This window comes from Variovorax sp. 3319, assembly GCF_031456585.1.
GTDB classification, from domain to species: domain Bacteria; phylum Pseudomonadota; class Gammaproteobacteria; order Burkholderiales; family Burkholderiaceae_C; genus Variovorax; species Variovorax paradoxus_P.
In genome coordinates, this window is the sequence record NZ_JAVDUZ010000008.1 from 226,826 (window position 1) to 252,096 (window position 25,271).

22 protein-coding genes and 1 tRNA gene are annotated in these 25,271 nt (G+C 63.8%); 14 read left to right on the forward strand and 9 right to left on the reverse strand.

The features are described 5' to 3' along the window. Positions 1-5 precede the first annotated feature (5 nt). Complete coding sequence (gene lptG / locus J2X67_RS17685) at positions 6-1,115, reverse strand: LPS export ABC transporter permease LptG (protein WP_309954804.1); 1,110 nt, start codon at positions 1,113-1,115, stop codon at positions 6-8. Continuing rightward, positions 1,112-2,254 (reverse strand): LPS export ABC transporter permease LptF, encoded by a 1,143-nt coding sequence (gene lptF / locus J2X67_RS17690; protein WP_309954806.1) that lies wholly within the window; start codon positions 2,252-2,254, stop codon positions 1,112-1,114. The genes lptG and lptF overlap by 4 nt, the downstream gene beginning before the upstream one ends. Positions 2,255-2,275: 21 nt before the next feature. On the opposite strand from lptF, the gene J2X67_RS17695 reads away from it, so the two are divergent. From J2X67_RS17695 to J2X67_RS17710, 4 genes are all read left to right on the forward strand, one after another. After that, entirely contained in the window at positions 2,276-3,808 is a 1,533-nt protein-coding gene (locus J2X67_RS17695; RefSeq protein ID WP_309954808.1) for a leucyl aminopeptidase, read from the forward strand. Then, positions 3,805-4,248, forward strand: a complete 444-nt coding sequence (locus J2X67_RS17700; protein ID WP_309954810.1) for a DNA polymerase III subunit chi — start codon at positions 3,805-3,807, stop codon at positions 4,246-4,248. Before J2X67_RS17695 ends, J2X67_RS17700 begins: the two co-directional genes overlap by 4 nt. Next, on the forward strand, positions 4,248-4,658 hold the full coding sequence (locus J2X67_RS17705) for a hypothetical protein (RefSeq protein WP_309954812.1): 411 nt from the start codon (positions 4,248-4,250) through the stop codon (positions 4,656-4,658). The genes J2X67_RS17700 and J2X67_RS17705 overlap by 1 nt, the downstream gene beginning before the upstream one ends. Positions 4,659-4,798: 140 nt before the next feature. Further along, the gene (locus J2X67_RS17710; protein WP_309954813.1) at positions 4,799-6,004 is read left to right on the forward strand and encodes a branched-chain amino acid ABC transporter substrate-binding protein; all 1,206 of its coding nucleotides are present in this window, start codon (positions 4,799-4,801) and stop codon (positions 6,002-6,004) included. A 105-nt stretch (positions 6,005-6,109) separates the two neighbouring features. Here J2X67_RS17710 and J2X67_RS17715 read toward each other — a convergent pair whose 3' ends face one another. The 5 genes from J2X67_RS17715 to J2X67_RS17735 all read right to left on the reverse strand — a co-directional run bounded on the left by J2X67_RS17715 (position 6,110) and on the right by J2X67_RS17735 (position 8,649). Next, positions 6,110-6,502 (reverse strand): response regulator, encoded by a 393-nt coding sequence (locus J2X67_RS17715; protein WP_309954816.1) that lies wholly within the window; start codon positions 6,500-6,502, stop codon positions 6,110-6,112. A 107-nt stretch (positions 6,503-6,609) separates the two neighbouring features. Next, a complete protein-coding gene (locus J2X67_RS17720) occupies positions 6,610-6,912 on the reverse strand; it encodes a hypothetical protein (protein WP_309954818.1) in 303 nt (100 codons plus the stop codon). A gap of 239 nt (positions 6,913-7,151) precedes the next feature. Continuing rightward, positions 7,152-7,242, reverse strand: a tRNA-Ser gene (locus J2X67_RS17725). Between the two features lie 24 nt (positions 7,243-7,266). Further along, positions 7,267-8,196, reverse strand: coding sequence for an SPFH domain-containing protein (locus J2X67_RS17730; protein WP_281150957.1), 930 nt, complete (start codon positions 8,194-8,196; stop codon positions 7,267-7,269). A gap of 24 nt (positions 8,197-8,220) precedes the next feature. Then, the gene (locus J2X67_RS17735; RefSeq protein WP_309954821.1) at positions 8,221-8,649 is read right to left on the reverse strand and encodes an NfeD family protein; all 429 of its coding nucleotides are present in this window, start codon (positions 8,647-8,649) and stop codon (positions 8,221-8,223) included. Between the two features lie 108 nt (positions 8,650-8,757). Here J2X67_RS17735 and J2X67_RS17740 point away from each other — a divergent pair, with 108 nt between their 5' ends. Then, on the forward strand, positions 8,758-11,061 hold the full coding sequence (locus J2X67_RS17740; protein WP_309954823.1) for an arginine/lysine/ornithine decarboxylase: 2,304 nt from the start codon (positions 8,758-8,760) through the stop codon (positions 11,059-11,061). A 39-nt stretch (positions 11,062-11,100) separates the two neighbouring features. Here J2X67_RS17740 and J2X67_RS17745 read toward each other — a convergent pair whose 3' ends face one another. Both J2X67_RS17745 and fabI read right to left on the reverse strand, forming a co-directional pair. After that, a complete protein-coding gene (locus tag J2X67_RS17745) occupies positions 11,101-11,952 on the reverse strand; it encodes a DNA ligase (RefSeq protein WP_309954825.1) in 852 nt (283 codons plus the stop codon). A gap of 54 nt (positions 11,953-12,006) precedes the next feature. Next, positions 12,007-12,789: an enoyl-ACP reductase FabI gene (fabI, locus tag J2X67_RS17750; RefSeq protein ID WP_157613990.1), complete on the reverse strand. Its 783-nt coding sequence runs from the start codon at positions 12,787-12,789 to the stop codon at positions 12,007-12,009. 37 nt (positions 12,790-12,826) lie between these two features. Here fabI and J2X67_RS17755 point away from each other — a divergent pair, with 37 nt between their 5' ends. The 9 genes from J2X67_RS17755 (at position 12,827) to rbfA (ending at position 25,271) form a co-directional block, all read left to right on the forward strand. Further along, positions 12,827-14,623 (forward strand): extracellular solute-binding protein, encoded by a 1,797-nt coding sequence (locus tag J2X67_RS17755; protein WP_309954827.1) that lies wholly within the window; start codon positions 12,827-12,829, stop codon positions 14,621-14,623. Between the two features lie 34 nt (positions 14,624-14,657). Beyond that, the gene (locus J2X67_RS17760; protein ID WP_309954829.1) at positions 14,658-15,692 is read left to right on the forward strand and encodes a microcin C ABC transporter permease YejB; all 1,035 of its coding nucleotides are present in this window, start codon (positions 14,658-14,660) and stop codon (positions 15,690-15,692) included. Next, entirely contained in the window at positions 15,685-16,728 is a 1,044-nt protein-coding gene (locus J2X67_RS17765) for an ABC transporter permease (protein ID WP_309954831.1), read from the forward strand. Before J2X67_RS17760 ends, J2X67_RS17765 begins: the two co-directional genes overlap by 8 nt. Next, positions 16,725-18,356 (forward strand): dipeptide ABC transporter ATP-binding protein, encoded by a 1,632-nt coding sequence (locus tag J2X67_RS17770; RefSeq protein ID WP_309954832.1) that lies wholly within the window; start codon positions 16,725-16,727, stop codon positions 18,354-18,356. The genes J2X67_RS17765 and J2X67_RS17770 overlap by 4 nt, the downstream gene beginning before the upstream one ends. Positions 18,357-18,374: 18 nt before the next feature. Continuing rightward, the gene (locus J2X67_RS17775) at positions 18,375-19,565 is read left to right on the forward strand and encodes a YbfB/YjiJ family MFS transporter (protein WP_309954834.1); all 1,191 of its coding nucleotides are present in this window, start codon (positions 18,375-18,377) and stop codon (positions 19,563-19,565) included. Positions 19,566-19,756: 191 nt separating this feature from the next. Further along, entirely contained in the window at positions 19,757-20,395 is a 639-nt protein-coding gene (rimP, locus tag J2X67_RS17780) for a ribosome maturation factor RimP (RefSeq protein ID WP_309954836.1), read from the forward strand. 16 nt (positions 20,396-20,411) lie between these two features. After that, the gene (gene nusA, locus J2X67_RS17785) at positions 20,412-21,896 is read left to right on the forward strand and encodes a transcription termination factor NusA (RefSeq protein ID WP_126745899.1); all 1,485 of its coding nucleotides are present in this window, start codon (positions 20,412-20,414) and stop codon (positions 21,894-21,896) included. Positions 21,897-21,920: 24 nt separating this feature from the next. Continuing rightward, the gene (gene infB / locus J2X67_RS17790) at positions 21,921-24,875 is read left to right on the forward strand and encodes a translation initiation factor IF-2 (protein ID WP_309954839.1); all 2,955 of its coding nucleotides are present in this window, start codon (positions 21,921-21,923) and stop codon (positions 24,873-24,875) included. A 24-nt stretch (positions 24,876-24,899) separates the two neighbouring features. Beyond that, entirely contained in the window at positions 24,900-25,271 is a 372-nt protein-coding gene (rbfA, locus tag J2X67_RS17795) for a 30S ribosome-binding factor RbfA (RefSeq protein WP_126745896.1), read from the forward strand.

A 25,271-nucleotide genomic window follows, 5' to 3' on the forward strand; every position in this document is an offset into this window, starting at 1 on the left:
GTCTTCTATCTTCGAAGAACCAGCCAGCTGAACGCGGCAAGCGACATGACCGAATAGATGAGCCCCGGCGCCGCCGCTGTAAGCCAGGGCGACCAGTTGCTCAGGTTTCCAAGATAGCCGAACACGTTGTTCAAGAGGAAGAAGCTGATGCCGATCATCACGCCGCCGAACACGTAGGTGGTGATGCCCGTCTGGCGAAAGTGCAAATACGCAAAGGGCAGGGCGAGCACCACCATCACCAGGCACGACAGCGGATAGAAGACCTTGCGCCAGAACTGGATCTCGTAGCGCTGTGCGGTTTGTCCGTTGGCCTCGAGATGGCTGATGTAGTCGAACAGGTCGATGGTGCTCATGCGGTCGGGCCGCAAGAGGGCGACCGACACCATTTCGGCCGTGAGCGTGGTCGGCCAGTCCATCTGCGGCACCCGCGTGGTCATGATGTGCGCCTTGTTGGCGTCGGTGCGGGTGTTGTAGTCCTGCAGTTCGACGTCCGACAGTGCCCAGTGGTCGTCGACAATGCGCGCGGAAGACGCGAGGAGCTGCCTGCGCACATAGCCCTTCTCGTCGAATTCGAAGATGCGCGCATTCCGCAGCGAGCCGTCGCGCGAAATGGACACCACGTTGACGGCGTAGGACACGTTGCCGCGCTTTTCCTTGAGCCACGCCCCCGTGTTGCCGACCAGCGAGAAGGTGCCCTGGTAGCGCGACTTGAGCAGTTGCCCCGTGCGCTCGGACGCGGGTGCGATGTAGTCGCCGATGGCAAAGGTCAGAAAAACAAAGCCCACGCCCAGCAGTAGCAGGGTGCGCAGCGCGCGCCAGGGGCCGAGGCCGCTGGTGCGCAGAATGGTGTATTCGGAGCTCTGCGCGAGCCGCGCCATCACGAAGATGCAGCCGATCAACACGGTGATCGGGAGCAGCTCATAAAGGTGGCTCGGAATGAGCAGGGTCACGTAAATGAGTGCCTGCGCGGGGCCGTAGGCAAGGCTTTCGGGCTTGCCGATGGATTGCAGCTCGTCGACGAAATCGAAAAAGAAGAACAGGCTCAAAAAGCCGAGCGTCACGAAGGCCACGGCCTTCAGTGCCTCGACGTAGATCAGGCGTCGGATTGTTTTCACGAGGTCGGGTCGATCTTGGTGGGCTGGGACGGCAGGCCGCCGGCAATGACGCGATCCACCTTGCGTCGCCTGCCCCAGTTGTTGTTGCGCAAAGCGAGCCACGCCACGCCGATCAGCAGCACACCGCCGTGGAGCAGCAGCATGAAGGAACCCATGCCGTATCGGCCCGAGCTGATCCAGCTCTGGCCGAGGTTGAGCATGTTGTAGTAGACGACGAAGGCGAATAGCGCGAGCAGCAGGTTGCCGCTGCGCCCCACACGCGGGTTGACGCTGGAAACCGTCAATGCAAGCAGCACGAAGTTGATGGCGGCCAGCAGCATGCCGATGCGCCAGGCGAGTTCGCCGCGGTTTGCGTCGCCGGGCTCCCGCAGCAGCTGGAGGGTCGGTTTGGCACGGGCCGGGGTTGTGTCGGCGGTAAAGGAGTCGTTGCCGCCGGCGCGGGTGCCGTAGGTTTCGAACTCGCTGATCTTGAGGCCCGAGGTCGCGGTTTGCACCAGGGGGCGCTCCACCCGCTGGCCGTTGCTCAACATGAGGTAGCGGTGCTCGCCGACGTTCTCGATGCGCCCGCTGCGCGCCGAAGTGGTAATTTGCAGGCCCCGCTCGATGGCCCAGATGAACACGTTGGTTGCGGTGGCGCCGTCAGGCGTGTCCTTGTCGATGAAAAAGACGCGAATGCGCCCGGCCGATTCGCGGAATTCGCCGGGCGTGACGCGCTCGATGTCGCTGCGCCGTTCGTACTGTGCGCGCATGCCGATGGTCTGCGAGTTGGCCCACGGCCAGCCCAGCAGCGCCATGATCGCTATCAACGCGAGCACCGGCCATGCAAAGCGGAACAGCGGCTGCACGAAGTCGACGAGGCCGCGTCCGCTGGAGAACCAGATCACCATTTCGCTGTCGCGGTACATGCGCGACAAGGTGCCGACAATGGCAATGAACAGGCTCAGGCTCAAGATGGTCGGCATGTAGCCGAGCACCGTGTAGGCCATGACCAGGAACACTTCGGACGGGTTCACGCTGCCCTTGGAGGCGAGCCCGAGCGTGCGGATGAGCATCATGGTCATCACGATGGTGACCAGGACCACGAGGGTCGCTCCGAAGCTGCGCGACAGCTCCTTGCGTAGGGAAGAATGGAATAACATCGTTCGAGGAAAAAAAGGATTATGGACTTTCAGCTCAAGACCCTCACCGTTGCCCGCGCCGCGGCCGAAAAAACCGACGTGCTGATCGTGCTCGTCGGCAGTGCGCCCATCACCGCCAAGGACCCGCTTTCCGCCCTGGTTGCCAGTGCCCGCAAGGCCGGCGACCTGCCTGACAAGGCCGGCAAGCTGCTGGCGCTCTACCATCCGGACGAGGTGGTGGCGTCGCGCGTGGTGCTTGCCGCCATTGGCGACGGCAAGCCCGCCTCGGTGCGCAGCGGCGTCATTGCGGCGGTCAACGCCGCCAAGGCCCATGCGCCCAAGCGGGTGGTGATCGTGTTCGCGCACGAAGCCGACCCGGCGGCAGTGGGGTGCGCCGTTACCGCCGCGGCGGACGCCAGCTACGTCTACACCACGACCAAATCGAAAGCCTCGAACGGCGAGGGCGGGCGCACCATCCGCAGCCTCACGCTCGGGGTGGGCGACTCCGCGGCGGTGAGCAAGGCCTTCGAAGAAGCCCGTGCAACGGTGGCCGGTATCGAATTTGCCAAGGAGTGGGGTAACCGCCCGGGCAACTATTGCACGCCCACCCTGCTGGCCGACGCTGCGCAAGGCCTGGCCAAGCTGCCCCGCATCAAGTGCGAGGTGCTGGGCCCCAAGGAAGTGCAAAAACTCGGAATGGGCTCGTTCGCCGCCGTGGCGCAGGGCTCGGCCGAGCCGCTGCGCTTTATTGTGCTGCGCTACCAGGGCGGGCCGAAGGACCAGGCGCCCGTGGTGCTCGTGGGCAAGGGCATTACCTTCGACACCGGCGGCGTCTCGCTCAAGCCGGCGGCCGAAATGGACGAGATGAAGTTCGACATGTGCGGCGCCGCCAGCGTGCTCGGCACCTTCCGTGCGCTGGGCGAAATCCAGCCCGCCATCAACGTGGTTGGCCTGGTGCCCTCGTGCGAGAACATGAACGACGGCCGCGCCATCAAGCCCGGCGACGTGGTCACCAGCATGAGCGGACAGACCATCGAGGTGCTGAACACCGATGCGGAAGGGCGCCTCATCCTGTGCGACGCACTGACGTACGCCAAGCGCTTCGAGCCGGCGGCCGTGATCGACATTGCCACCCTCACCGGCGCGTGCGTGGTGGCGCTGGGCGGGGTGCGCAGCGGCCTGTTCACGGCCGACGAAGCGCTGGCCACGGCGCTGCAGGCGGCCGGGGAAGAGTCGCAAGACCGCTGCTGGCGGCTGCCGCTGGACGACGAATACGCCGACGGCCTCAAGAGCAACTTTGCCGATGTGGCCAATGTGGCGGGCCGGGCCGGCGGTGCCATTACCGCGGCCAAGTTCCTGCAGCGCTTTGCCGGCGATTTCGCCTGGGCGCACCTGGACATTGCAGGCACGGCCTGGAAGAGCGGCGCGGCCAAGGGATCGACGGGTCGGCCCGTGGGCCTGCTGGTGTCGTACCTGATGGAACGCGCGCGCACCGCCGCGGCCGAGGCACCCGCACCAAAGGCCTCGCGCAAGAATGCCGGGCCCGCCACGCGAAAGGCCCGGTCCGCACAGTGACGGAAATCGGTTTTCACTTCAATACGCCAGACAAGGTCAACTACGCCTGCCGGCTGGTTCGAAAGGCCGTGAGCGCGCGCGGGCTGCGCGTAGTGGTGGTGGGCGAGGCGCAAATGCTGGAGGCAGTGGATGCTGCGCTCTGGCAACTCTCGCCGACCGACTTCATTGCGCATTGCCGCGGCAATGCCGAGGCGCACATGCTGGCGAGGTCGCCGGTCATTCTTTCGGCCCAGGGGGCAGATGTTGCATCGCTTCCGCACCGCGAGATGCTCGTGAACCTGGGAGCTGAGGTTCCAGCAGGTTTCGAGCGCTTCGAGCGCCTGATCGACATCGTGAGCGACGAGGCCGAAGACCGCCAGATCGGCCGCTCGCGGTGGCGCCACTATGCCGACCGGGGCTACACCATCCAGCCGCACGATTTTGCGAGGAGCGCTTCCTGATGGCCAGCACGCTGCGTACACCGCCCCGGTTCGTTCCCACCCTGACCACGGTGCTCGACCTGCAAGCCGAGCCCGTGGCCGGCGAGGCGGGCAAGCCTTCGTCTGCCAGCACGCCGGTGCCGCCGGTCGACCTTGCCGAAGCGGTTGCCTTGCCGCCGGCCGAGCAGCGCTCCGATGCCGAGATCGTGCGCCTCGAAGAGCAGCTGCTGCATCGGGTGCTGCAGCGCGTGGACCTGTCTTTGGAAGAGCGCTTGAGCGACACGGTTTCGGCCGCGGTTCAACAGCAACTCGATTCGATGGTGCCTCGGCTGCGTGAAGAAATCGAGGCCGTTTTGCGTGCTTTGGTGATCGAGGCGATGGCCGCCGAACTCTCGGAAAACACAGGGTCTACGCCAGCTTCCGGCGCATAAAGCTTCAGCTAAACTGCGCGCCAGGTCGGGAGGCGTGAGGGTGCCGCTGGTCTGCGGCGCGAAACTTGCGAGGTCTGCGCGCCCGGATCACACGACCGGTTTCTTGTTTAGTTTTATTTATCCATGTTCTGGAGGTTCTCATGCAATTGAAATGGACTGCGGTCGCACTGGCTGCACTCACGCTTGTGGCTTGCGGCAAGAAAGAAGAAGCTGCTGCACCCGCCGCACCGGCGCCCACGGCAGCGGCCCCGGCACCTGCAGCGCCTCCGGCAGACGCACTGGTCGTCAAGATCGGTCACGTCGCGCCCACCAGCGGCCCGATTGCCCACCTTGGCAAGGACAACGAGTTCGGCGCCAAGATGGCCATCGAAGACCTCAATGCCAAGGGCCTCAAGATCGGCGACAAGGTTGCCAAGTTCGAACTGCTGGCTGAAGACGACGCAGGCGATCCGAAGCAAGGCACGGCAGTGGCCCAGAAGCTGGTCGACAGCAAGGTCAACGGTATCGTGGGCCACCTGAATTCGGGTACCACCATTCCCGCTTCCAAGCTCTACAGCGACGCTGGCATTCCGCAGATCTCGCCTTCGGCAACCAACCCCAAGTACACGCGCCAAGGCTTCAAGACCACGTTCCGCGTGGTGGCCGACGACACGCAACTCGGCGGCACGCTGGGCAAGTACGCTGTCGAAACGCTCAAGGGCAAGAACATTGCCGTGATCGACGACCGCACGGCCTACGGCCAGGGCGTTGCCGAAGAATTCGAAAAGGCGGCCAAGGCTGCCGGCGCGACCATCGTCGGCCACGAATTCACCACCGACAAGTCGACCGACTTCAACGCCATCCTGACCAAGCTCAAGTCTTCCAAGCCCGACGTGCTGTTCTTCGGCGGCATGGACGCCGTTGGCGGCCCGATGCTCAAGCAGGTCAAGCAACTCGGCCTGAACGTCAAGTTCATGGGCGGCGACGGCCTGTGCACCGGCGAACTGCCCAAGCTGGCTGGCGATGCCATCGGCGAAGAGATGGTGGTTTGCGCTGAAGCCGGCGGTGTCGACGGCGACTTCAAGCAGCCGCTGGAAGACTTCAAGGCCAAGTTCAAGACCAAGAACGGCGTGGACGTGCAGATCTATGCACCGTACGTGTACGACGCGGTCAACGTGCTGGCTGAAGCCATGGTCAAGGCCGGTTCCGCCGACCCTGAAAAGTACCTGCCGGAAGTCGGCAAGGTGCAATACAAGGGCGTGACCGGCCCGATTGCCTTCGACGAGAAGGGCGACATCAAGAACGGCGCGCTGACGCTCTTCACCTACAAGGGTGGCGTGCGCACGCAAATCGCCGTGGTGCGCTGATCGGCTCCACTGCAGGGCGCAGCAATGCGCAAAAAAGAAAAGGGCCTTCGGGCCCTTTTTTCATGTCTATCGGATGTTGGCTGCCGGCTGCTTGCGTTCAGTGGATCAAGGCAGGGCTGCAAACCCCGAAGGCCGGTCTGTGTTGCAGTATTCGATGAAGGCGTCGAGATCGCGCGATTTGTCGAAGACCGCATCGGCGCCCAATGCTTCGCAGCGGGCGCGGATGTCGGCTGTCACGTAGTTGCTCAGCACCACCACGCGCTGGCCGGGCCCACGGGTCTTGCAGCCCGAAAGCACGCCAAGGCCCGAGCCTTCCTTCAGGAACAGGTCGATGATGAGAAGCTGCCAGTCATTCGGATGGGCGGCAAGCCAGGCGAGCGCGGCCGACTCGGTTTCAGCAAACCCGACGACCTGGCCATTGACCAGATCCTCGAGGGCCGGGACCAGGTTGTCTCTGATGGTCTTGTTGTCCTCGACGAGGAACGTGATGAGGGCCATGCCGTGGTTTCGCTTTGAGAACCAATAGCGTAGCGTGCCGGATGAGTCCGCAGCGTAGGAGAAGGGATAAGGAGCAATCCGTTCGGCCGGGACGACCGTGAAGACGGTCAGTCCGACGCGCCAGCTCGAATTCTTGCCTTGAGTTCTTCTGCCTGCGCCTGGCTTTCGTCCCGCTCGGCAGTGGCTTCGAGCCGCTTTTCGATTTCTTCGCTCAAGGCCGCGTTGACCTCGGCCAGCGTTTCGGCCGACTTGGCCAGCTTTTCCTCGAGCTGGCTGGTGTGCTCGATGGCCTGGGCCACGTCGCCCACCTGAACCTCTTCAGGCAACCCTTGTTCGAGCACCGTGTTCACGATCGCGAGGTTGTCGGATGCCCGCTGCACATCGGCTGCAACCGCTTCGGTCTTTTCCAATGTCTGTTCGAGTGACGTGTCGCCACGCGATGAGGTTTGTTGCTGTCCGGCCATCCGGGCTCCTTTGCAGGCTTCAAAAGTAAGACCTTTGGATGGTACCGCCAGACGACCTCGGTTGGCGGCATCAGGCGCGTTGCTGGAGTACAACGGCGCCCACAAAAAAGCCCAAGGTGCCTTGGGGCAACTCGGGCTTTCTTCTTTTGCTGCATGTTCGTGAACGGTTACGAACAATCAATCTCTGGCGGAGCAGGCGGGATTCGAACCCGCGGAGGGCTATTAACCCTCACACGCTTTCCAGGCGTGCGACTTAAACCGCTCATCCACCGCTCCTGAGCCTACGATTGTAGCAGTCGCTCAGGCCGGATTTTGCGGTTTGCCGGCCTGGACCATTCGCATGGCCGAGGCGATGAGCGCGGCGGTTTCGCTCATGTTGCTCGGCACGATCAGCGTGGTCTTGGAGTCGGCCGCAACCTTGCCGTAGGCATCCACCGCACGTTCGGCCACCTTGAGCTGCACGGCCTGCTCGCCGCCCGGCTGGCGGATGGCCGCTGCAACCCGCTCGATGGCGTCTGCCGTGGCGGTAGCCACGGCGGTGATGGCCGCCGCCTCGCCTTGGGCGTTGTTGATCTGGGCCTGCTTTTCGCCCTCGGAGCGGGCGATGAACGCCTCGCGTTCGCCGGTGGCAATGTTGATCTGCTCCTGGCGTCGGCCTTCCGAGGCGGCGATGAGCGCGCGCTTGCCGCGCTCGGCGGTGATCTGGGCCTGCATGGCCAGCAGAATTTCCTTGGGCGGGGTCAGGTCCTTGATTTCGTAGCGCAGCACCTTCACGCCCCAGTTGAGCGCTGCCTCGTCGATGGCGGCAACCACTTGCGCATTGATGACGTCCCGCTCTTCGAAGGTCTTGTCGAGCTCGAGCTTGCCGATCACGCTGCGCAGCGACGTTTGCGCCAGCTGCGTTACGGCCACGATGTAGTTCGAAGAGCCGTAGCTTGCGCGCATCGGGTCGGTCACCTGGAAATACAGAATACCGTCGACCTGCAGCTGGGTGTTGTCCCGCGTGATGCAGATCTGGCTCGGTACGTCGAGGGGAATTTCCTTCAGGCTGTGCTTGTAGGCGACCTTGTCGATGAAGGGGATCAGGAAGTTGGGCCCCGGCGTCATGGTGCTGTGGTATTTGCCCAGGCGCTCGCGCACCCATGCATTCTGCTGCGGCACAAACTTGACCGACTGGCTGATGACGATGATCGCAATGACCAGGATGATGATGGGAATCGAAAATTCCATGATGTTTCTCCTCTTGAGTTCTGATTAGGTCTTTTCGACCACGAGGCGGCTGCCGACGACCTCGACCACGCGGTGCTCCCCGGCGGCCGACGAAGCGCGGCCCGCGCGCTGCACCACGGTCCATTGGGCACCACGATAGCGCACGGTGGCCGTGCCGTCGGGGTGCCATGCCTCCACGTGGATGATTTCGCCGATGTCCATGTTCACGTCGCGATTCGCCTCGGTGGGCGGTGCGGCCGGCCGCCTGCGCTGCACGGTGTACCAGACCAGGACGGCCCCCACGCCGACCACGGCCGCCACGACCAATTGCGTAACGGTGCCCAGGCCCACGTGCGCTGCGATGGCCGCGGCTGCAAAGCCCGTGGCCAGCAGCAGCAGGTAGACCGTACCCGAGAGCAGCTCGAGCACGATCGCGGCTCCTGCTATCAGCCACCAGATGGTGGAATTCGCCATGTCTTCTCCTCTTTGATGGACGCTCGACATTCTGAGTCAAAAGCTCACGCAAACCTTCATCCGAATTCCGTACACTTCGCGCCTCATTGCCTGTCCGGAGCCCTGCTCATGAAATTTCGCTTCCCCATCGTCATCATCGACGAGGACTTCCGCTCCGAAAACACCTCGGGCCTCGGTATTCGCGCGCTTGCGCAGGCCTTCGAAAGCGAGGGCTTCGAGGTGCTGGGCGTCACGAGCTACGGTGACCTGAGCCAGTTTGCCCAGCAGCAAAGCCGCGCCAGCGCGTTCATCCTGTCGATCGACGACGAGGAATTCACCGTCGGTCCCGACCTGGACCCCGCCGTGCTCAGCCTGCGGAGCTTCATTGGCGAAGTGCGGCGCAAGAACGCCGACGTGCCGATCTATATTTACGGCGAAACCAAGACTTCGCGCCATATTCCGAACGACATCTTGCGCGAGCTGCACGGCTTCATCCACATGTTCGAGGACACGCCGGAATTTGTGGCACGCCACATCATCCGCGAAGCCAAGAGCTACCTCGAAGGCGTGCAGCCGCCGTTCTTCAAGGCGCTGATCGACTACGCCGAAGACGGTTCGTACTCGTGGCACTGTCCGGGGCATTCGGGCGGCGTGGCGTTCTTGAAGAGCCCTGTGGGCCAGATGTTCCACCAGTTCTTCGGCGAGAACATGTTGCGTGCCGACGTCTGCAACGCGGTGGAAGAACTCGGCCAGCTGCTCGACCACACCGGCCCGGTGGCGGCCAGCGAGCGCAATGCGGCGCGCATCTTCAACGCCGATCACTGCTTCTTCGTGACCAACGGCACCAGCACCAGCAACAAGATGGTGTGGCACCACACGGTGGCGCCCGACGACGTGGTGGTGGTCGACCGCAACTGCCACAAGTCGATCCTGCACGCGATCATCATGACCGGCGCGATTCCGGTGTTCATGAAGCCCACGCGCAACCACTTCGGCATCATCGGCCCGATTCCCAAGAGCGAGTTCGAGCAGAGCGCCATCAAGGCCAAGATCAAGGCCAACCCGCTGCTCGCCGACGTGGACCCGAACAAGGTCAAGCCGCGCGTGATGACGCTCACCCAGTCGACGTATGACGGCGTCATCTACAACACCGAGACGATCAAGAACATGCTCGACGGCTACGTCGACACGCTGCACTTCGACGAGGCCTGGCTGCCGCATGCTGCCTTTCACCCGTTCTATGGCGCCTACCACGCCATGGGCAAGCGACGCGTGCGTCCGAAGGAATCGCTGGTGTTTGCCACGCAGTCCACCCACAAGCTGCTGGCGGGCATCAGCCAGGCCAGCCACGTGCTGGTGCAAGACTCGCAAAACCGTGCGCTCGACCGCGACCTGTTCAACGAGGCCTACCTGATGCACTCGTCGACCAGCCCGCAGTACGCCATCATTGCAAGCTGCGACGTGGCCGCCGCCATGATGGAGCCGCCCGGCGGCACTGCGCTGGTGGAAGAGAGCATTCTCGAAGCGCTCGACTTCCGCCGCGCCATGCGCAAGGTCGAAGACGAATTCGGCAAGGACGAGTGGTGGTTCAAGGTCTGGGGCCCCGAGAAGCTCGTCGACGAAGGCATTGGCCGCGCCGAAGACTGGATCATGCAAGGCGAGAAGAACGGAAAGCCGAGCAAAAGCAAGAAGTCGCCGCGCAACTGGCACGGCTTTGGCGAACTGGCCGACGGCTTCAACATGCTCGACCCGATCAAGTCGACCATCGTGACGCCCGGCCTCGACCTGGAAGGAAATTTTGCCGAAACCGGCATTCCCGCGAGCGTGGTGACCAAGTTTCTCGCCGAGCACGGCGTGATCGTGGAGAAGACCGGGCTGTACAGCTTCTTCATCATGTTCACCATCGGCATTACCAAGGGCCGCTGGAACACGCTGCTCACTGCCCTGCAGCAGTTCAAGGACGACTACGCACGCAACCAGCCGATGTGGCGCATCCTCCCCGAGTTCTGCCAGCAGCACCCGGGCTACGAGCGCCTCGGCCTGCGCGACCTGTGCCAGCACATTCACCAGCTTTATGCCCGGTACGACGTGGCGCGACTCACCACCGAGATGTATTTGAGCGATCTCACGCCGGCCATGAAGCCGAGCGATGCCTTCGCCCACATTGCGCACCGCAAGACCGAACGCGTGGAAATCGACGAGCTCGAGGGCCGCATTACCACCAGCCTGATCACGCCGTACCCGCCAGGCATTCCGCTCTTGATTCCGGGCGAGGTCTTCAACAAGAAGATCGTCGACTACCTCAAGTTTTCGCGCGAGTTCAACCTGCAGTGCCCGGGTTTCGAGACCGACATCCACGGATTGGTGGCGCGCGTCGACGAAACCGGCAAGAAGCGCTACTACGCAGACTGCGTGGCCGCGCCGAAGAAATAGCAAGCGAAAGAACCACGCCGCGCGCCCCGGCGCGCGGCATCACGAGGGCAGGTCGATCCGCGCTCGAACGAAGCGCGCGAACCTTGGCAGGCCACTGGCGTTTGTGCCGTTGAAACGGTAGGTCACCCAGCTGCCGATTGCTGGCGGATTCTCGCGCTCGGCGTCAGTCAGGCCGGTGCCGAGCTTGAAGCGCTTGCCCTCGGGTGTTTCGACCAGCAACGCGCCCAGGCGGGCGCTGTGCCTGCCTTTGCCGGGCACGTGCCCCACCACGCGGGCATCGGCGTCTTCGTGGGGCTTTACCTTGAGCAGGTCGGCGTTGCGCTCCGCGCGATAGAGCGATCCGCCCCGGTGCAGCATGAGGCCTTCGCCGCCCATCTTCACCGTCTTGTCGAGCAGCGCCTGCAGGTCTGCGTGGGTGGTGGCGCGCTCTTGCGGCACCGGAATCACCCAAGGCGCACCGGTGATCGGCAACAGTTTTCGGAGGGCCGCGAGCCGGGCGGTGAAGTCGCCGCCCTGAGCCGGCAGATCGAACACCATGAAGCGCATGCTGTGCCAGGCCGTGTCGTTGGGCGTTTGGCTGCGCACGGTGGAAACCGCGTGCGAAAACTGGCCCCGGCCGGCCCACAGTTCGCCGTCGAGCGGCTGCTTTGGCAGTGGCGCGGTAAACCAGGCGGGCGCCGCCACCGGCTCGCCGCCGCGGGTCCATAGCCGCTTGCCGTCCCAGTAGCCGCGCACGCCGTCGTACTTTTCACTCACCCAGTAGTCGGCCAGCGACATGCCGGGGCGGTAAACCTCGGCGAGCATGAGGGCAGGCGCGGCGTCGCGAGCCGTGGCCACGCGGGCCACGAGTGCGCCAAACCCGGCGAGCAGGAGGGAACGTCGCGTCAGCAAGAAGCGGCTGCCAATCGATGCAGAAATGTTCGACCGAAGGTTTCGAGCCAGGCCTTATTCGGCCATTCCCGCCACGACATTGCTGAAGCCGCCGTCCACATAGGTGATTTCGGCGGTGACGCCGCTGGCCAGGTCGCTCAGCAGAAAGGCGGCCACGTTGCCGACTTCTTCGATCGTCACGTTGCGGCGGATGGGCGAGGCGTCTGCCACGGCCGACAGCATCTTGCCGAAACCCTTGATGCCGCTGGCGGCGAGCGTCTTGATGGGGCCGGCGCTGATGCCGTTGACCCGCATGCCCTTGGGGCCGAGCGAGGCCGCGGTGTAGCGCACCGAAGCTTCGAGCGAGGCCTTGGCCAGACCCATGGTGTTGTAGTTGGGCAGCGCGCGCTCGGCACCCAGGTAGGTCAGCGTCAGCAGCGCCGATTTGTCGTTCAGGTAGGGCAGGGCCGCCTTGGCCATGGCCGGAAAGCTGTAGGCGCTGATGTCATGCGCAATCTTGAAGCCCTCGCGCGACAGGCCTTCGAGAAAGTCGCCTGCAATGGCTTCGCGCGGCGCAAAGCCGATGCTGTGCACGAAACCGTCGAACTTGGGCCAGGTCTGCGCCAGATCGGCAAAGAGCTTGTCGATCTGTGCGTCGTCGCCCACGTCGCAGTCAAAAATCAGCTTCGAGTCGAAATCGGCAGCGAATTCGGTGATACGGTCCTTGAACCGTTCGCCGACGTAGCTGAAGGCGAGTTCGGCGCCTTGTTCGTGACACGCCTTGGCGATGCCGTAGGCAATGGAGCGATTGCTCAGCACGCCGGTGATCAACAGTTTTTTGCCAGAAAGAAAGCCCATAGATCTGCCTCTTGAAAATCTTGTGCAGAATTCTCGCATGCGAGGTTGGCTGCTTTTATTGTTGGCGTTCTCGGCGGCTCCTTCATGGGCCGCCCATGCCTATGCGCAATTCGGCGACATCAAGTATCCGCCCGGTTTCACACATTTCGACTATGTGAACCCACAGGCCCCCAAGGGTGGCGAGTTCAGGCTGGTGCCGCCCACCCGGCCGACGAACTTCGACAAGTTCAACCCGTTCACGCTCAAGGGCACCGCGCCGTCGGGCCTTGGCGCTCTCATGTTCGAGAGCCTCATGACCGGAAACTCGGAGGAGCCGACCACGGTATACGGCCTGCTGGCCGAAGATGTGGATGTTCCTGCCGACCGGCTCTCGGCGACCTTCAGGCTCAATCCCAAGGCACGCTTCAACGATGGTTCGCCGGTGCTGGCCGCCGACGTGGTCCATTCGTTCGAAACCCTTACCGGCAAGCTCGCCGCCCCGCAGTTCCGCACAATCTACGCCGAGGTGAAGAAGGCGACCGCCATCGGCGAACGCACGGTGCGCTTCGATTTTGCGAGCCCGAACCGGGAGCTGCCCCTGGTGATCGGCGGCATGCCGGTCTTCGGCCGCAAGTGGGGCGCTGGCAAGCCCTTCGACCAGATCGTTACCGAGGTGCCCATCGCCTCGGGCCCCTACAGGCCCGCCAGCGATCGACTCGGCCGCGACATCAGCTATGTGCGCCGCGCCGACTATTGGGGCTCCGACCTGCCGGTGCGCAAGGGGTTCTTCAACTTCGACCGAGTCACCTACAAGGTGTACCTCGACGAGACCGCGCGTTTCGAGGGGTTGAAAGCCGGAGAGTTCGACTTCATGCGCGAATTCACTTCGCGCAACTGGGCGCGCCAGTACAAGGGCAAGCAATTCGACAGCGGCGAGATCGTCAAGCGCGCCTTCGAGAACCAGAACCCGGGCGATTTCCAGGGCTACATCTTCAACACCCGCAGGGACAAGTTCAAGGATGTGCGCGTCCGCCAGGCCATCGGCCTTGCCATGGACTTCGAATGGCTCAACCGGCAGCTGTTCTACGGGCTCTACAAGCGGGTGCAGGGCTATTTTCCGAACAGCGAGTTTCACGCCGACGGCCTGCCCAAGCCAGACGAACTTGCGCTGATGGAGCCGCTGCGGGACAAGCTCAAGCCCGAGGTGTTCGGACCCGCCCCAAAGCCCTCCAGCACCGAGCCTCCTGGGAGCCTGCGCGACAACTTGCGTCAGGCGAGGGCGCTGCTGGCCGAAGCTGGCTGGACCTACCGCGACGGGGCCCTGCGAAACAGCAAGAACGAGGCTTTCACGATCGAATTCCTGAACGACCAGCCCTCGATGATCCGGGTCGTGACGCCGCTGCAGGCCGCACTGAAGAAGCTGGGCATCGAAACGAGTTTCCGCACGGTCGATTTCTCGCTGGCGCAGCAGCGCATGGACAACCATGACTTCGACATGACCACCCGGCGCATCCCCGGCAGCACTGCGCCCGGCGGCGAACTCTTCGAACTCTTCGGTTCGAAGGCCGCGGAAACCAACGGGTCGGCCAACTCCTGGGGTATTGCCGACCCGGCGGTAGACGCGATCCTTGGCAAGGTGGTTGCCGCGACCACGCGGCCAGAACTCGCTACAGCCATGCGCGTGCTCGACCGCGTGCTGTCGCACGGCCACTACTCGATTCCCATGTACTACGGCAGCGCCTTCCTCATCGGCTACCGGCCGGCCGGCGTCGTGCTGCCGCCGACCGTTCCGCCGTACTACGATGCCGGCGACTGGGCCCTCACGACCTGGTGGGCGTCGCCCACGAACAAGTGAACAGGGCCCACGTGACCCGGAGCACCGTAACCTGATGGCCAGCTACATCTTCAAGCGCCTGCTGCTGATGATCCCGACCCTCCTGGGCGTGCTGGTCATTACCTTCGCGGTCATCCAGTTTGTGCCCGGCGGCCCGGTCGAGCAGATGGTGTCGCAGTTGCAGGGCCGCGACTCGGGCGGGGAAAGGGCCGCGGCCGGAGGCGCCGGTTATCGCGGCCGCCAGGGGCTCGATCCGCAGCGCATCGAGGAGATAAAGAAACTCTACGGGTTCGACAAGCCCGCGCATGAGCGCTTCTGGCAAATGCTCAAGTCTTTTGCACGACTCGATCTCGGGCAGAGCTTCTACCAGCGCAAAGCGGTTTGGGAACTGGTCAAGGAAAAGCTGCCGGTCTCGATCAGCCTGGGCCTCTGGACCTTCTTCATCAGCTATTTGATTGCGGTACCTCTCGGCGTCGCAAAGGCGGTGCGGGCCGGTTCGCGCTTCGACTTTGTCACGACGCTCATCGTGCTCGTCGGCTACGCGATTCCCGGCTTTGTGCTGGGGGTGGCACTGCTCGTCATCTTCGGTGGGCAGCTGCAGTGGTTTCCGCTGCGCGGGCTGACATCGCCCAGTTGGGAAAGCATGAGCTGGGGGGCGAGGATTGTTGACTATCTCTGGCACATCACGCTGCCCGTGACGGCCATGGTGCTCGGCAGTTTTGCCGTGACGGCCATGCTCACGAAAAATTCGTTCCTGGAAGAGATCCGCAAGCAGTACGTGCTGACCGCGCGTGCCAAGGGCCTGGCCGAGCGGCAGGTGCTGTGGAAGCACATATTCCGCAACGCGCTGATCCCGATCATTACCGGGTTCCCGGCCGCCTTCATCGGCGCTTTCTTCACGGGCTCGCTGCTGATCGAAACGCTTTTTTCCCTCGATGGCCTCGGACTGCTGAGCTACGAGAGCGTGATCCGGCGTGACTACCCGGTGGTGCTCGGCACGCTGTACCTGTTCACGCTGATCGGCCTGTTGACCAAGCTCATTTCCGACCTTTGCTATGTCTGGGTCGACCCGAGGGTGAAATTTGACTGACGCATTGCCTGTCTCGCTGAGCCCCGGGCGTCGCGCGTGGCGCCGCTTTCGCCGGAATCCGCTCGGATTCTGGAGCCTTGCCATCTTTACGGTGCTGGTGGTGCTCAGCTTGTTTGCCGAACTGCTGTCGACCGACAAGCCGCTCGTTGTGCGCTATGAAGGGCAAACCTATTTTCCGGTGCTGCGCGACTACGCCGAAAAAACCTTTGGCGGCGACTTCGAAACGCCCGCCGACTACCTCGATCCCTTCATTCGCGAGCGGATCACGGCCGGCAAGAACTGGGCGATCTACGCACCCAACCCCTATGGCCCGCAAACGCTCAACTACTTTGCCAAGCTTCCGAATCCGTCGGCGCCGTCGCGCGACAACCTGCTGGGCACGGACGACCGGGGGCGCGACCTGCTTGCCCAGTTGATCTACGGCTTTCGCGTGAGCGTGCTGTTTGCCTTGGCACTGACCGCCATCGGCGTGGTGCTGGGAATCGTGACCGGGGCCATCCAGGGCTTTTTCGGCGGCAAGACCGACCTGGCATTTCAGCGCTTCATCGAAATATGGGGCTCGATGCCCGAGCTGTACCTGCTGATCATCTTCAGTGCGATCTTCACGCCCAGCGTCGCGTTGCTGCTGATTCTGCTGAGCCTCTTCGGATGGATGGGCCTGTCCGATTACGTGCGCGCCGAGTTCCTTCGCAACCGCCAGATGGATTACGTGCGTGCCGCCCGCGCCCTGGGCGTCGGCAACCTGCAGATCATGTGGCGTCACATCCTGCCCAACAGCATGGTGCCGGTCGTTACCTTCTTGCCGTTTCGCATGAGCGCGGCCATCCTGGCGCTGACTTCGCTCGACTTCCTGGGATTGGGCGTGCCGCCGGGCACCCCGTCGCTCGGCGAACTGCTGAGCCAGGGCAAGGCAAACATCGACGCGTGGTGGATTTCGCTTTCCACCTTCGGTGTGCTGGTAATCACGCTGATGCTGCTGACCTTCATGGGCGATGCGCTGCGCGATGCGCTCGACCCGCGAAAGGCCGACAAATGAGCGAAATGACCTATCAGCCGTTGCTCGACGTGAAGGGCCTGAGCGTCTCTTTCGGCGGCAAGAGCGTGGTTCACGGCGTCGACTTTCATATAGGCGCCGGCGAAAAGCTCGCGCTGGTCGGCGAGTCGGGCTCGGGCAAGACCGTCACGGCGCTTTCGCTGCTGCGGCTGGTGCAGAACGCCAGCGTGACCGGGACCGCAAAGCTGTTCGATGGGGAAGGCGGCTCAGGCGGGCGCGACCTGCTGTCGATTCCGGAGCGGCAACTGCGCGGTATCCGCGGCAAGGAGATCGCAATGATCTTCCAGGAGCCGATGACCGCGCTCAACGCGCTCTACAGCGTGGGCGACCAGATTGCCGAGGTGCTCGAGCTGCACGAAGCGCTTTCGGCGCGGGATGCCCAGGCCGCCGCAGTCCAGTTGCTGGCCGACACCGGAATTCCGGAGCCCGAGCGGCGAGCGAGGGCGTTTCCGCACCAGCTTTCGGGTGGCCAGCGCCAGCGCGCCATGATTGCCATGGCGCTCGCGTGCAAGCCGCGCCTGCTGCTGGCGGACGAGCCGACCACTGCGCTCGACGTCACGGTGCGCGCGCAAATTCTCGACTTGCTTGCCGACCTGCAGCGCAAGCACGGAATGGCGGTGCTGCTGATCACGCACGACCTCAATCTGGTGCGCCGGTTCGCCGACCGCGTCGCGGTGATGGAAAGCGGCCGCATCGTCGAGCACGGTGCCGTCGCCACCGTGTTCCAGGCGCCGCAGCACGCGTACACGCGCAAGCTGATCGACAGCCACCCGGAGCGCAATGTCGGTGCCGTGGCCGCGGGCGCCGGTGCCCGGCCGGTGATCGAGGCTACGGGGCTGCGTGTGAGCTATCCGGTGTCCAGGCCTAGCCTTGCGGGCTGGTTCGGCAAGGGTGAATTCGTTGCGGTGGAGAACGCCGGTTTCCGCATTGCACCCGGTGAGACCCTAGGCGTGGTCGGCGAGTCGGGGTCGGGCAAGTCGACCTTGGCGCTGGCGGCGCTTGGGCTACTGAAGTTTCGCGGGACGCTGAAGGTGGACGGCAAAGGGTGGGCGGCCAGTCGGGCGTCGGACCTGGCACTGCGCCGGGTCATGCAGGTGGTTTTTCAAGACCCGTTTTCTTCCCTTTCGCCCCGCATGACCGTCGAGCAGATCGTGGGGGAGGGGCTGCGGGTGCACGCGCCTGAACTCGACACAGCGCAGCGCCGGGCCAGGTCGCTGGCGGCACTGGCCGACGTGGGCTTGAACGAAGCGCAGTTTCCGTCGCTGCTCGACCGGTATCCACATGAGTTTTCAGGTGGGCAGCGCCAAAGGCTGGCAATTGCGCGCGCGTTGATCGTCGACCCGCAACTGCTGGTGCTCGACGAACCCACAAGCGCGCTCGATGTCACGATCCAGAAGCAGGTGCTGGGCTTGCTTCAGCGGCTGCAGCGCGAGCGGGGGCTGAGCTATTTGCTGATCACGCACGACGTCGAGGTGATCCGTGCCATGGCGCACCAGGTCATCGTAATGAAAGACGGCGCGATTCTCGAAGCCGGACCGGTCGAGCGAGTGCTCGATGCGCCGGAGCATCCCTATACCAAGAAGCTGGTCGCCGCGGCGCTGCTCGAATAACAACGGAACTGAAGAAAAATGTCGGGAGTCGGACAAAGCCGGCGCGGTGCCTGGCGCGCAGCGCTGGCCTGCATGGTCACTTTGGCTGTGGCCATGGGTCTGGGGCGTTTTGCCTTCACGCCCATGCTGCCCATCATGCTGCACGAGGGAAAACTGCAGCTGGAGGCGGGTGGCGTGCTGGCTTCGCTCAATTACCTGGGCTATTTTCTCGGCGCGGTCAGCTGCGCGGCCATTGGCATCAAGGCGAAGAGCATGGTGCGCGGCGGCTTGGCCGCTACGGCCGTGCTGCTGATCGGCATGGGCGTGCTCCACAGCTTCACCAGCTGGGGCGTGCTTCGTACGGCAGCCGGCGTGATGAGCGCCTGGGTTTTCGTTTTTGCTTCCGGGTGGGGGCTGCGGCGATTGGCCGAAACCAATTCGCCGGCTCTGGCGGGCGTGATCTACACGGGGCCTGGCATCGGCATTGCCATCACCGGGCTGCTCGGCGGCGCGCTGGGCCGCTGGGGTTCTGAGGCAGGATGGATTGGCCTTGGTGTGCTGGCAGTGGTGCTGGTGGCGCTTATCTGGCGGGTTTTCGACGACGGAGACCTGCCTGCCGCCGGCGGTTCTGCGGCGGCACCCGCTGCGGCTGCGGGCTTAGCCGCGCCGGCCTCCGCGCGCAGCGACGCGATCTGGCTGGTCGCGCTGTACGGCCTGGCCGGCTTCGGCTACATCATCACGGCTACCTTCCTGCCGGTGATCGCCCGCCAGGCGCTGCCGGGTTCGCCCTGGCCCGATTTCTTCTGGCCGCTGTTCGGGCTGGCCATTATTCCTGGCGCCCTGATCGGCGCCCGCGCGCCCATTCACTGGGACAACCGGTTGCTCCTGGCCGTGGCCTATGCACTCCAGGCGCTGGGCGTGGTGCTTTCGGTGGCGTGGCCGACGATCACGGGGTTTGCGCTTGGGAGCTTGCTGCTCGGCATGCCGTTTACAGCCATTACACTTTTTGCAATGCGAGATGCTCGCCGCTTGCGGGGCAATGCCGCCGCCGGGCTGATCGGCTACGCGACGGCTTCCTATGGCGTCGGCCAGATCATCGGGCCGCTGTTTGCCGCACCGCTGGCCCAGCGAACCGGTTCCTTTCAGCTGCCGCTGCTGGTTGCCGCAGCCGCATTGGCGCTGGGTTCCATGCTGTTTGCGCTGGTCTGGTCCAAATCCCGTCGCCAATAGGCGCTTTGAGCGGCTCCGGCCCCTTCATTTATCACAGGAATAGCATATAATTCGAGGCTCACGACCAAACGGGCGGGTACCAACCGCCCGTTTTTTTTGGTCTATGCATTTTTGATGCGTGGCATCCGTGGCGGGCGGGTGGCGCGTACAAGCATTTCGCACAGGCATTTTTACAAGGCACTTTCGAACACGTGGCATTGCAGCAGATTGTGGAACAAACCGTGGCCGGACTCGGCTACGACCTGGTCGAGATCGAACGCTCGGCCGGGGGATTGCTGCGCGTGACGATTGATTTGCCTTGGACGGCCCCCACATCGGAAGCTGTGGCTGCCGGTATTCCCGAGCCTTTTGTGACCGTTGAAGATTGCGAAAAGGTCACGCGGCAGCTGCAATTTGCGCTCGAGGTCGATGGTGTCGATTACAAGCGGCTCGAGGTTTCCTCGCCGGGTATTGACCGTCCGCTGCGCAATGAGCAGGATTTCGAGCGGTTCGTGGGCGAGATCATCGACATCACGCTCAAGGCGCCCATGGGAGCTGCGGCGGCGGGGCAGGTGTCTGCCACCCGCAAGAAGTTTCGCGGCACGCTGGAGCGCGTGGAAGGGGCCGACGGAGCCCCGGGCTGGCAAATCGTCTGGAGCGATGCGCCTGAGCCCAAGCCGGGACAAAAAGTGAGCAAGAAGCGCGCGCCTGCAAAGTTGCATGCGCTCGGCTTCGTGCTGGACGAGCTGCGCGACGCGCGGCTTGCGCCAATTGTGGATTTCAAGGGCCGCAAGGCCAAAACCCAACCGGGTTTTTCGGATATTGACGACGGAACCAATGTTCCGGACTGACTAGAGGAGTGGTGGCATGAATCGCGAAATGTTGATGTTGGTGGATGCGATCTCGCGCGAGAAAAACGTCGAGCGCGACGTGGTTTTCGGCGCAGTCGAGTCCGCACTGGCGCAGGCCACCAAGAAGCTCCACCAGGGCGACGTGGACATCCGCGTCTCGGTCGACCGCGACAGCGGTGACTACGAAACCTTCCGCCGCTGGCACGTCGTTCCGGACGAGGCCGGCCTGCAGCTGCCCGACCAGGAAATCCTCCTGTTCGAGGCCCGCGAGGAAATGCCCGACATCGAAGTCGACGAATACATCGAGGAAGCGGTTGAATCCGTGCCCATCGGCCGTATCGGCGCCATGGCGGCCAAGCAGGTCATCCTGCAGAAGATCCGTGACGCGGAGCGCGAAATGCTGCTCAACGACTTCATGTCGCGCGGCGACAAGATCTTCGTGGGTACCGTCAAGCGCCTGGACAAGGGCGACATCATCGTGGAGGCCGGCCGTGTCGAAGGGCGCCTGCGCCGCAGCGAGATGATCTCCAAGGAAAACCTGCGCAACGGCGACCGCGTGCGGGCCATGATCATGGAAGTCGACCTGACGCTGCGCGGCGCGCCGATCATCCTGTCGCGCTCGGCGCCCGAGTTCATGATCGAGCTGTTCCGCCAGGAAGTGCCTGAAATCGAACAAGGCCTGCTCGAAATCAAGAGCTGTGCCCGTGACCCGGGTTCGCGTGCCAAGATCGCCGTGCTCTCGCATGACAAGCGTGTCGACCCCATCGGCACCTGCGTCGGTGTGCGCGGCACGCGTGTCAACGCCGTCACCAACGAGCTCGCCGGCGAGCGCGTCGACATCGTTTTGTGGAGCGAAGATCCTGCCCAGTTCGTGATTGGCGCGCTGGCTCCGGCCAACGTGTCGTCGATCGTGGTCGACGAGGAAAAGCACGCCATGGACGTGGTGGTCGACGAGGAAAACCTCGCCATCGCCATTGGACGCGGCGGCCAGAACGTGCGCCTGGCTTCCGACCTCACCGGTTGGAAGATCAACATCATGGACGCCAACGAGTCTGCGCAGAAGCAGGCCGTGGAAACCGATGCCAGCCGCAAGCTCTTCATGGAAAAGCTCGACGTCGACGAGGAAATCGCCGACATCCTGATTTCCGAGGGCTTCAACAGCCTCGAAGAAGTGGCCTATGTGCCGATCTCCGAAATGCTGGAGATCGAAGCTTTCGATGAAGACACCATCAACGAGCTGCGCACACGCGCCAAGGATGCGCTGCTGACCATGGAAATCGCCAAGGAAGAGGGCGTCGAGACCGTCTCGCAGAATCTGCGCGACCTCGAAGGCCTCGACCCCGAGCTGATTCCCAAGCTGGCCGAGGCGGGTGTGCACACCCGCGACGACCTCGCCGACCTCGCGGTCGATGAACTCACCGAGATCACCGGCCACAGCGCCGATGACGCCAAAGCCCTCATCTTGAAAGCCCGCGAACATTGGTTCGCCGGCCAAGAGTGACGGTCATGGAGGCACGAAACCAATATGTCCAGTACCACTGTCGCCGAGTTCGCGAACGAGCTCAAGAAGACTCCCGAAACCTTGCTTGACCAGCTCAAGAGCGCAGGCGTGCCCAAAGCGGCACCCACCGATGCGCTCACCGAGGCTGACAAGCAGCGCCTGCTCGGCTTTCTCAAAGCCAGCCATGGCACCGCCGAGCCCGAGCGCAAGAAGATCACGCTGACGAAAAAGTCGACCAGCGAGATCAAGCAGGCCGACGCCACCGGCCGCGCCCGCACCATCCAGGTCGAAGTGCGCAAGAAGCGCACCTTCATCCAGCGCGATGACGGCCACCCGGCCGTGCCCGAATCGCAACCGGTGGCTGAAGCGCCCGCCGCGGCACCCGCAGCCCCCCGCATCGACGAGGCCGAACTGGCCCGCCGCGAGGAAGAAGCGCGCCGCCAGGCCGAGCTGATCCGCCGCCAGGAAGAAGAACTGGCCGAGAAGCGCCGCCTGCGCGAAGAAGCTGAAGCCCGCGAACGCGAGCAGGCCGAAAAGGCCGAGCGCGCCGAACAGGCCGAGCAGGAAGCCGCGCGCGTCGCCGCCGAGAAAAAGGCTGCTGCCGAAGCCGCTGCTGCGCCTCCCAAGGAAACAGCCAAGCCGGTAGCGGCACCCGTGGCCGCTGCAGCCGCTGCCGCTGAACAGCAGGCCGCCGACACCAAGCTGGCCGCCCAGACCGCCGCTACGCAAGCCAAGGAAGACGCGAAGGCCAAGGCCGCCGCTGAATCGAAGGCCCGTGCCGACGAGGAAGCCGCCCGCGCCAAGGACCTCGACGAGCGTCGCCGCAAGGCACTTGCCGAAGCCGAAGCCATTCGCGCCATGATGAACGCACCGGCCCGCGTGCTGGTGCCGCACAAGGCGCCCGAGAAGCCGCAGCCCGAAAAGGCCGCGGTCAAGGGCACGCTGCACAAGCCGGCTGCGCCCGCAGCTCGCCCTGGCGCGCCTGCTGCTGCCGGTGCTCCCGCAGCGCCTGGCGCCGCCGGTGCCGGCAAGGAAGTCAAGTCGGCCAAGCTCTCGTCGAGCTGGGCTGGCGATCCGGCCAAGAAGAAAGAAATCAAGACCCGCGGCGATGCCAGCGGTGGTGTCGGCCGCGGCAACTGGCGCGGAGGCCCGCGCGGCCGCCGTGGCAGCAATGACCGCGGAGGCCACGAAGAGCATGTGCAGGCCGCACCGGTGGAGGCGCGCATTCTCGAAGTGCACGTGCCTGAAACCATTACGGTGGCCGAACTCGCGCACAAGATGGCCGTCAAGGCGCAGGAAGTCATCAAGCAGCTCATGAAGCTGGGACAGATGGCAACCATCAACCAGTCGCTCGACCAGGACACCGCCATGATCCTGGTGGAGGAAATGGGCCACAACGCGGTCGTTGCCGCGCTGGACGACCCGGAAGCCTTCACCGACGAGGACGTTGGCGCACAAACCGCCGAAGCCCTGCCGCGCGCACCGGTCGTGACCGTCATGGGCCACGTGGACCACGGCAAGACCTCGCTGCTGGACTACATCCGCCGCGCCAAGGTTGCCGCGGGCGAAGCCGGTGGCATTACGCAGCACATTGGTGCCTACCATGTGCAAACCGAACGCGGCATGGTGTCGTTCCTCGACACCCCGGGTCACGAGGCCTTCACGGCCATGCGTGCCCGCGGTGCGCAGGCCACCGACATCGTCATCCTGGTGGTGGCGGCCGACGACGGCGTCATGCCGCAGACCAAGGAAGCCATCAAGCACGCGAAAGCTGCTGGTGTGCCGATCGTGGTTGCCATCAACAAGATCGACAAGCCCGACGCCAGCCCGGACCGCGTGAAGCAGGAACTGGTGGCCGAAGAGGTCGTGCCTGAAGAGTACGGCGGCGATGTGCCGTTCGTGCCGGTGTCCGCCAAGACGGGCCAGGGCATCGACGACCTGCTCGAACAGGTGCTGCTGCAGGCTGAAGTGCTGGAACTCAAGGCGCCGGTGGATGCCGCCGCCAAGGGCCTGGTCATTGAAGCGCAGCTCGACAAGGGCCGCGGCCCGGTTGCTACCGTGCTGGTTCAGTCCGGCACGCTCAAGACCGGTGACGTGGTGCTTGCCGGCTCGACCTATGGCCGCGTGCGCGCCATGCTCGACGAAGACGGCCGGACCATCAAGACTGCGGGTCCGTCGATCCCGGTCGAGATCCAGGGCCTGACCGAAGTGCCGCAGGCGGGCGACGAGTTCATGGTGATGAGCGACGAGCGCCGTGCGCGCGAAATTGCCACTTACCGTGCCGGCAAGTTCCGCAACACCAAGCTGGCGAAGGCCCAGGCTGCGAACCTGCAGAACATGTTCACCGACCTCTCGGCCGGCGAAGTGCAGACGCTGCGCATCATCATCAAGGCCGACGTTCAGGGTTCGCAGGAAGCGCTTGCCCAATCGCTGCTCAAGCTGGCGAACGAAGAGGTCAAGGTGCAGATCGTGTACGCCGGCGTCGGCGGCATCAGCGAAAGCGACATCAACCTGGCAATCGCCTCGAAGGCCATCGTGATCGGCTTCAACGTGCGTGCCGATGCCGGTGCGCGCAAGCTGGCCGAAGGCAACGGCGTGCAATTGAACTACTACAGCATCATTTACGACGCTGTGGACGAGATCAAGGTTGCGATGTCGGGCATGCTGGCGCCGGAGCGCCGCGAGGAAATCATCGGCTCGGCCGAGATCCGCACGGTGTTCGTGGCTTCGAAGATCGGTACGGTCGCGGGTTCGTACATCACCTCGGGTTCGGTCAACCGCAGTGCGCATTTCCGCCTGCTGCGCGACAACGTGGTGATCTACACCGGCGAAGTCGACTCGATCAAGCGCATGAAGGACGACGTTCGCGAAGTCCGCGAAGGCTTCGAGTGCGGTATCAAGCTCAAGAACTACAACGACATCAAAGAGGGCGATCAGCTCGAGTTCTTTGAAATCAAGGAAATCGCCCGTACGCTCTAACAAGCGTTCGATGCGACCGAGTCCATGCCAAAAAGAAAAGCCGCCGCCCCCAACCGCGCGTTCAAGGTTGCCGATCAGATCCAGCGCGATCTGACGGAGCTGATCGCGCGCGAGTTGAAGGATCCGCGCGTGGGCATGGTCACGATCCAGGCGGTCGAGGTCACGCCCGACTATGCGCATGCGAAGGTGTTCTTCAGCGTGCTCACGGGCGATGTCGACGAAACCACCGAAGCGCTGAACCAGGCCGCGGGGTTCCTGCGCAACGGCCTGTTCAAGCGCCTGCACATCCACACCGTGCCGACGCTGCACTTCCTGTTCGACCGCACCACCGAGCGTGCGGCCGACATGAATGCACTCATCGCGCAGGCCGTCGCTTCGCGTTCGAAAGACGACTAG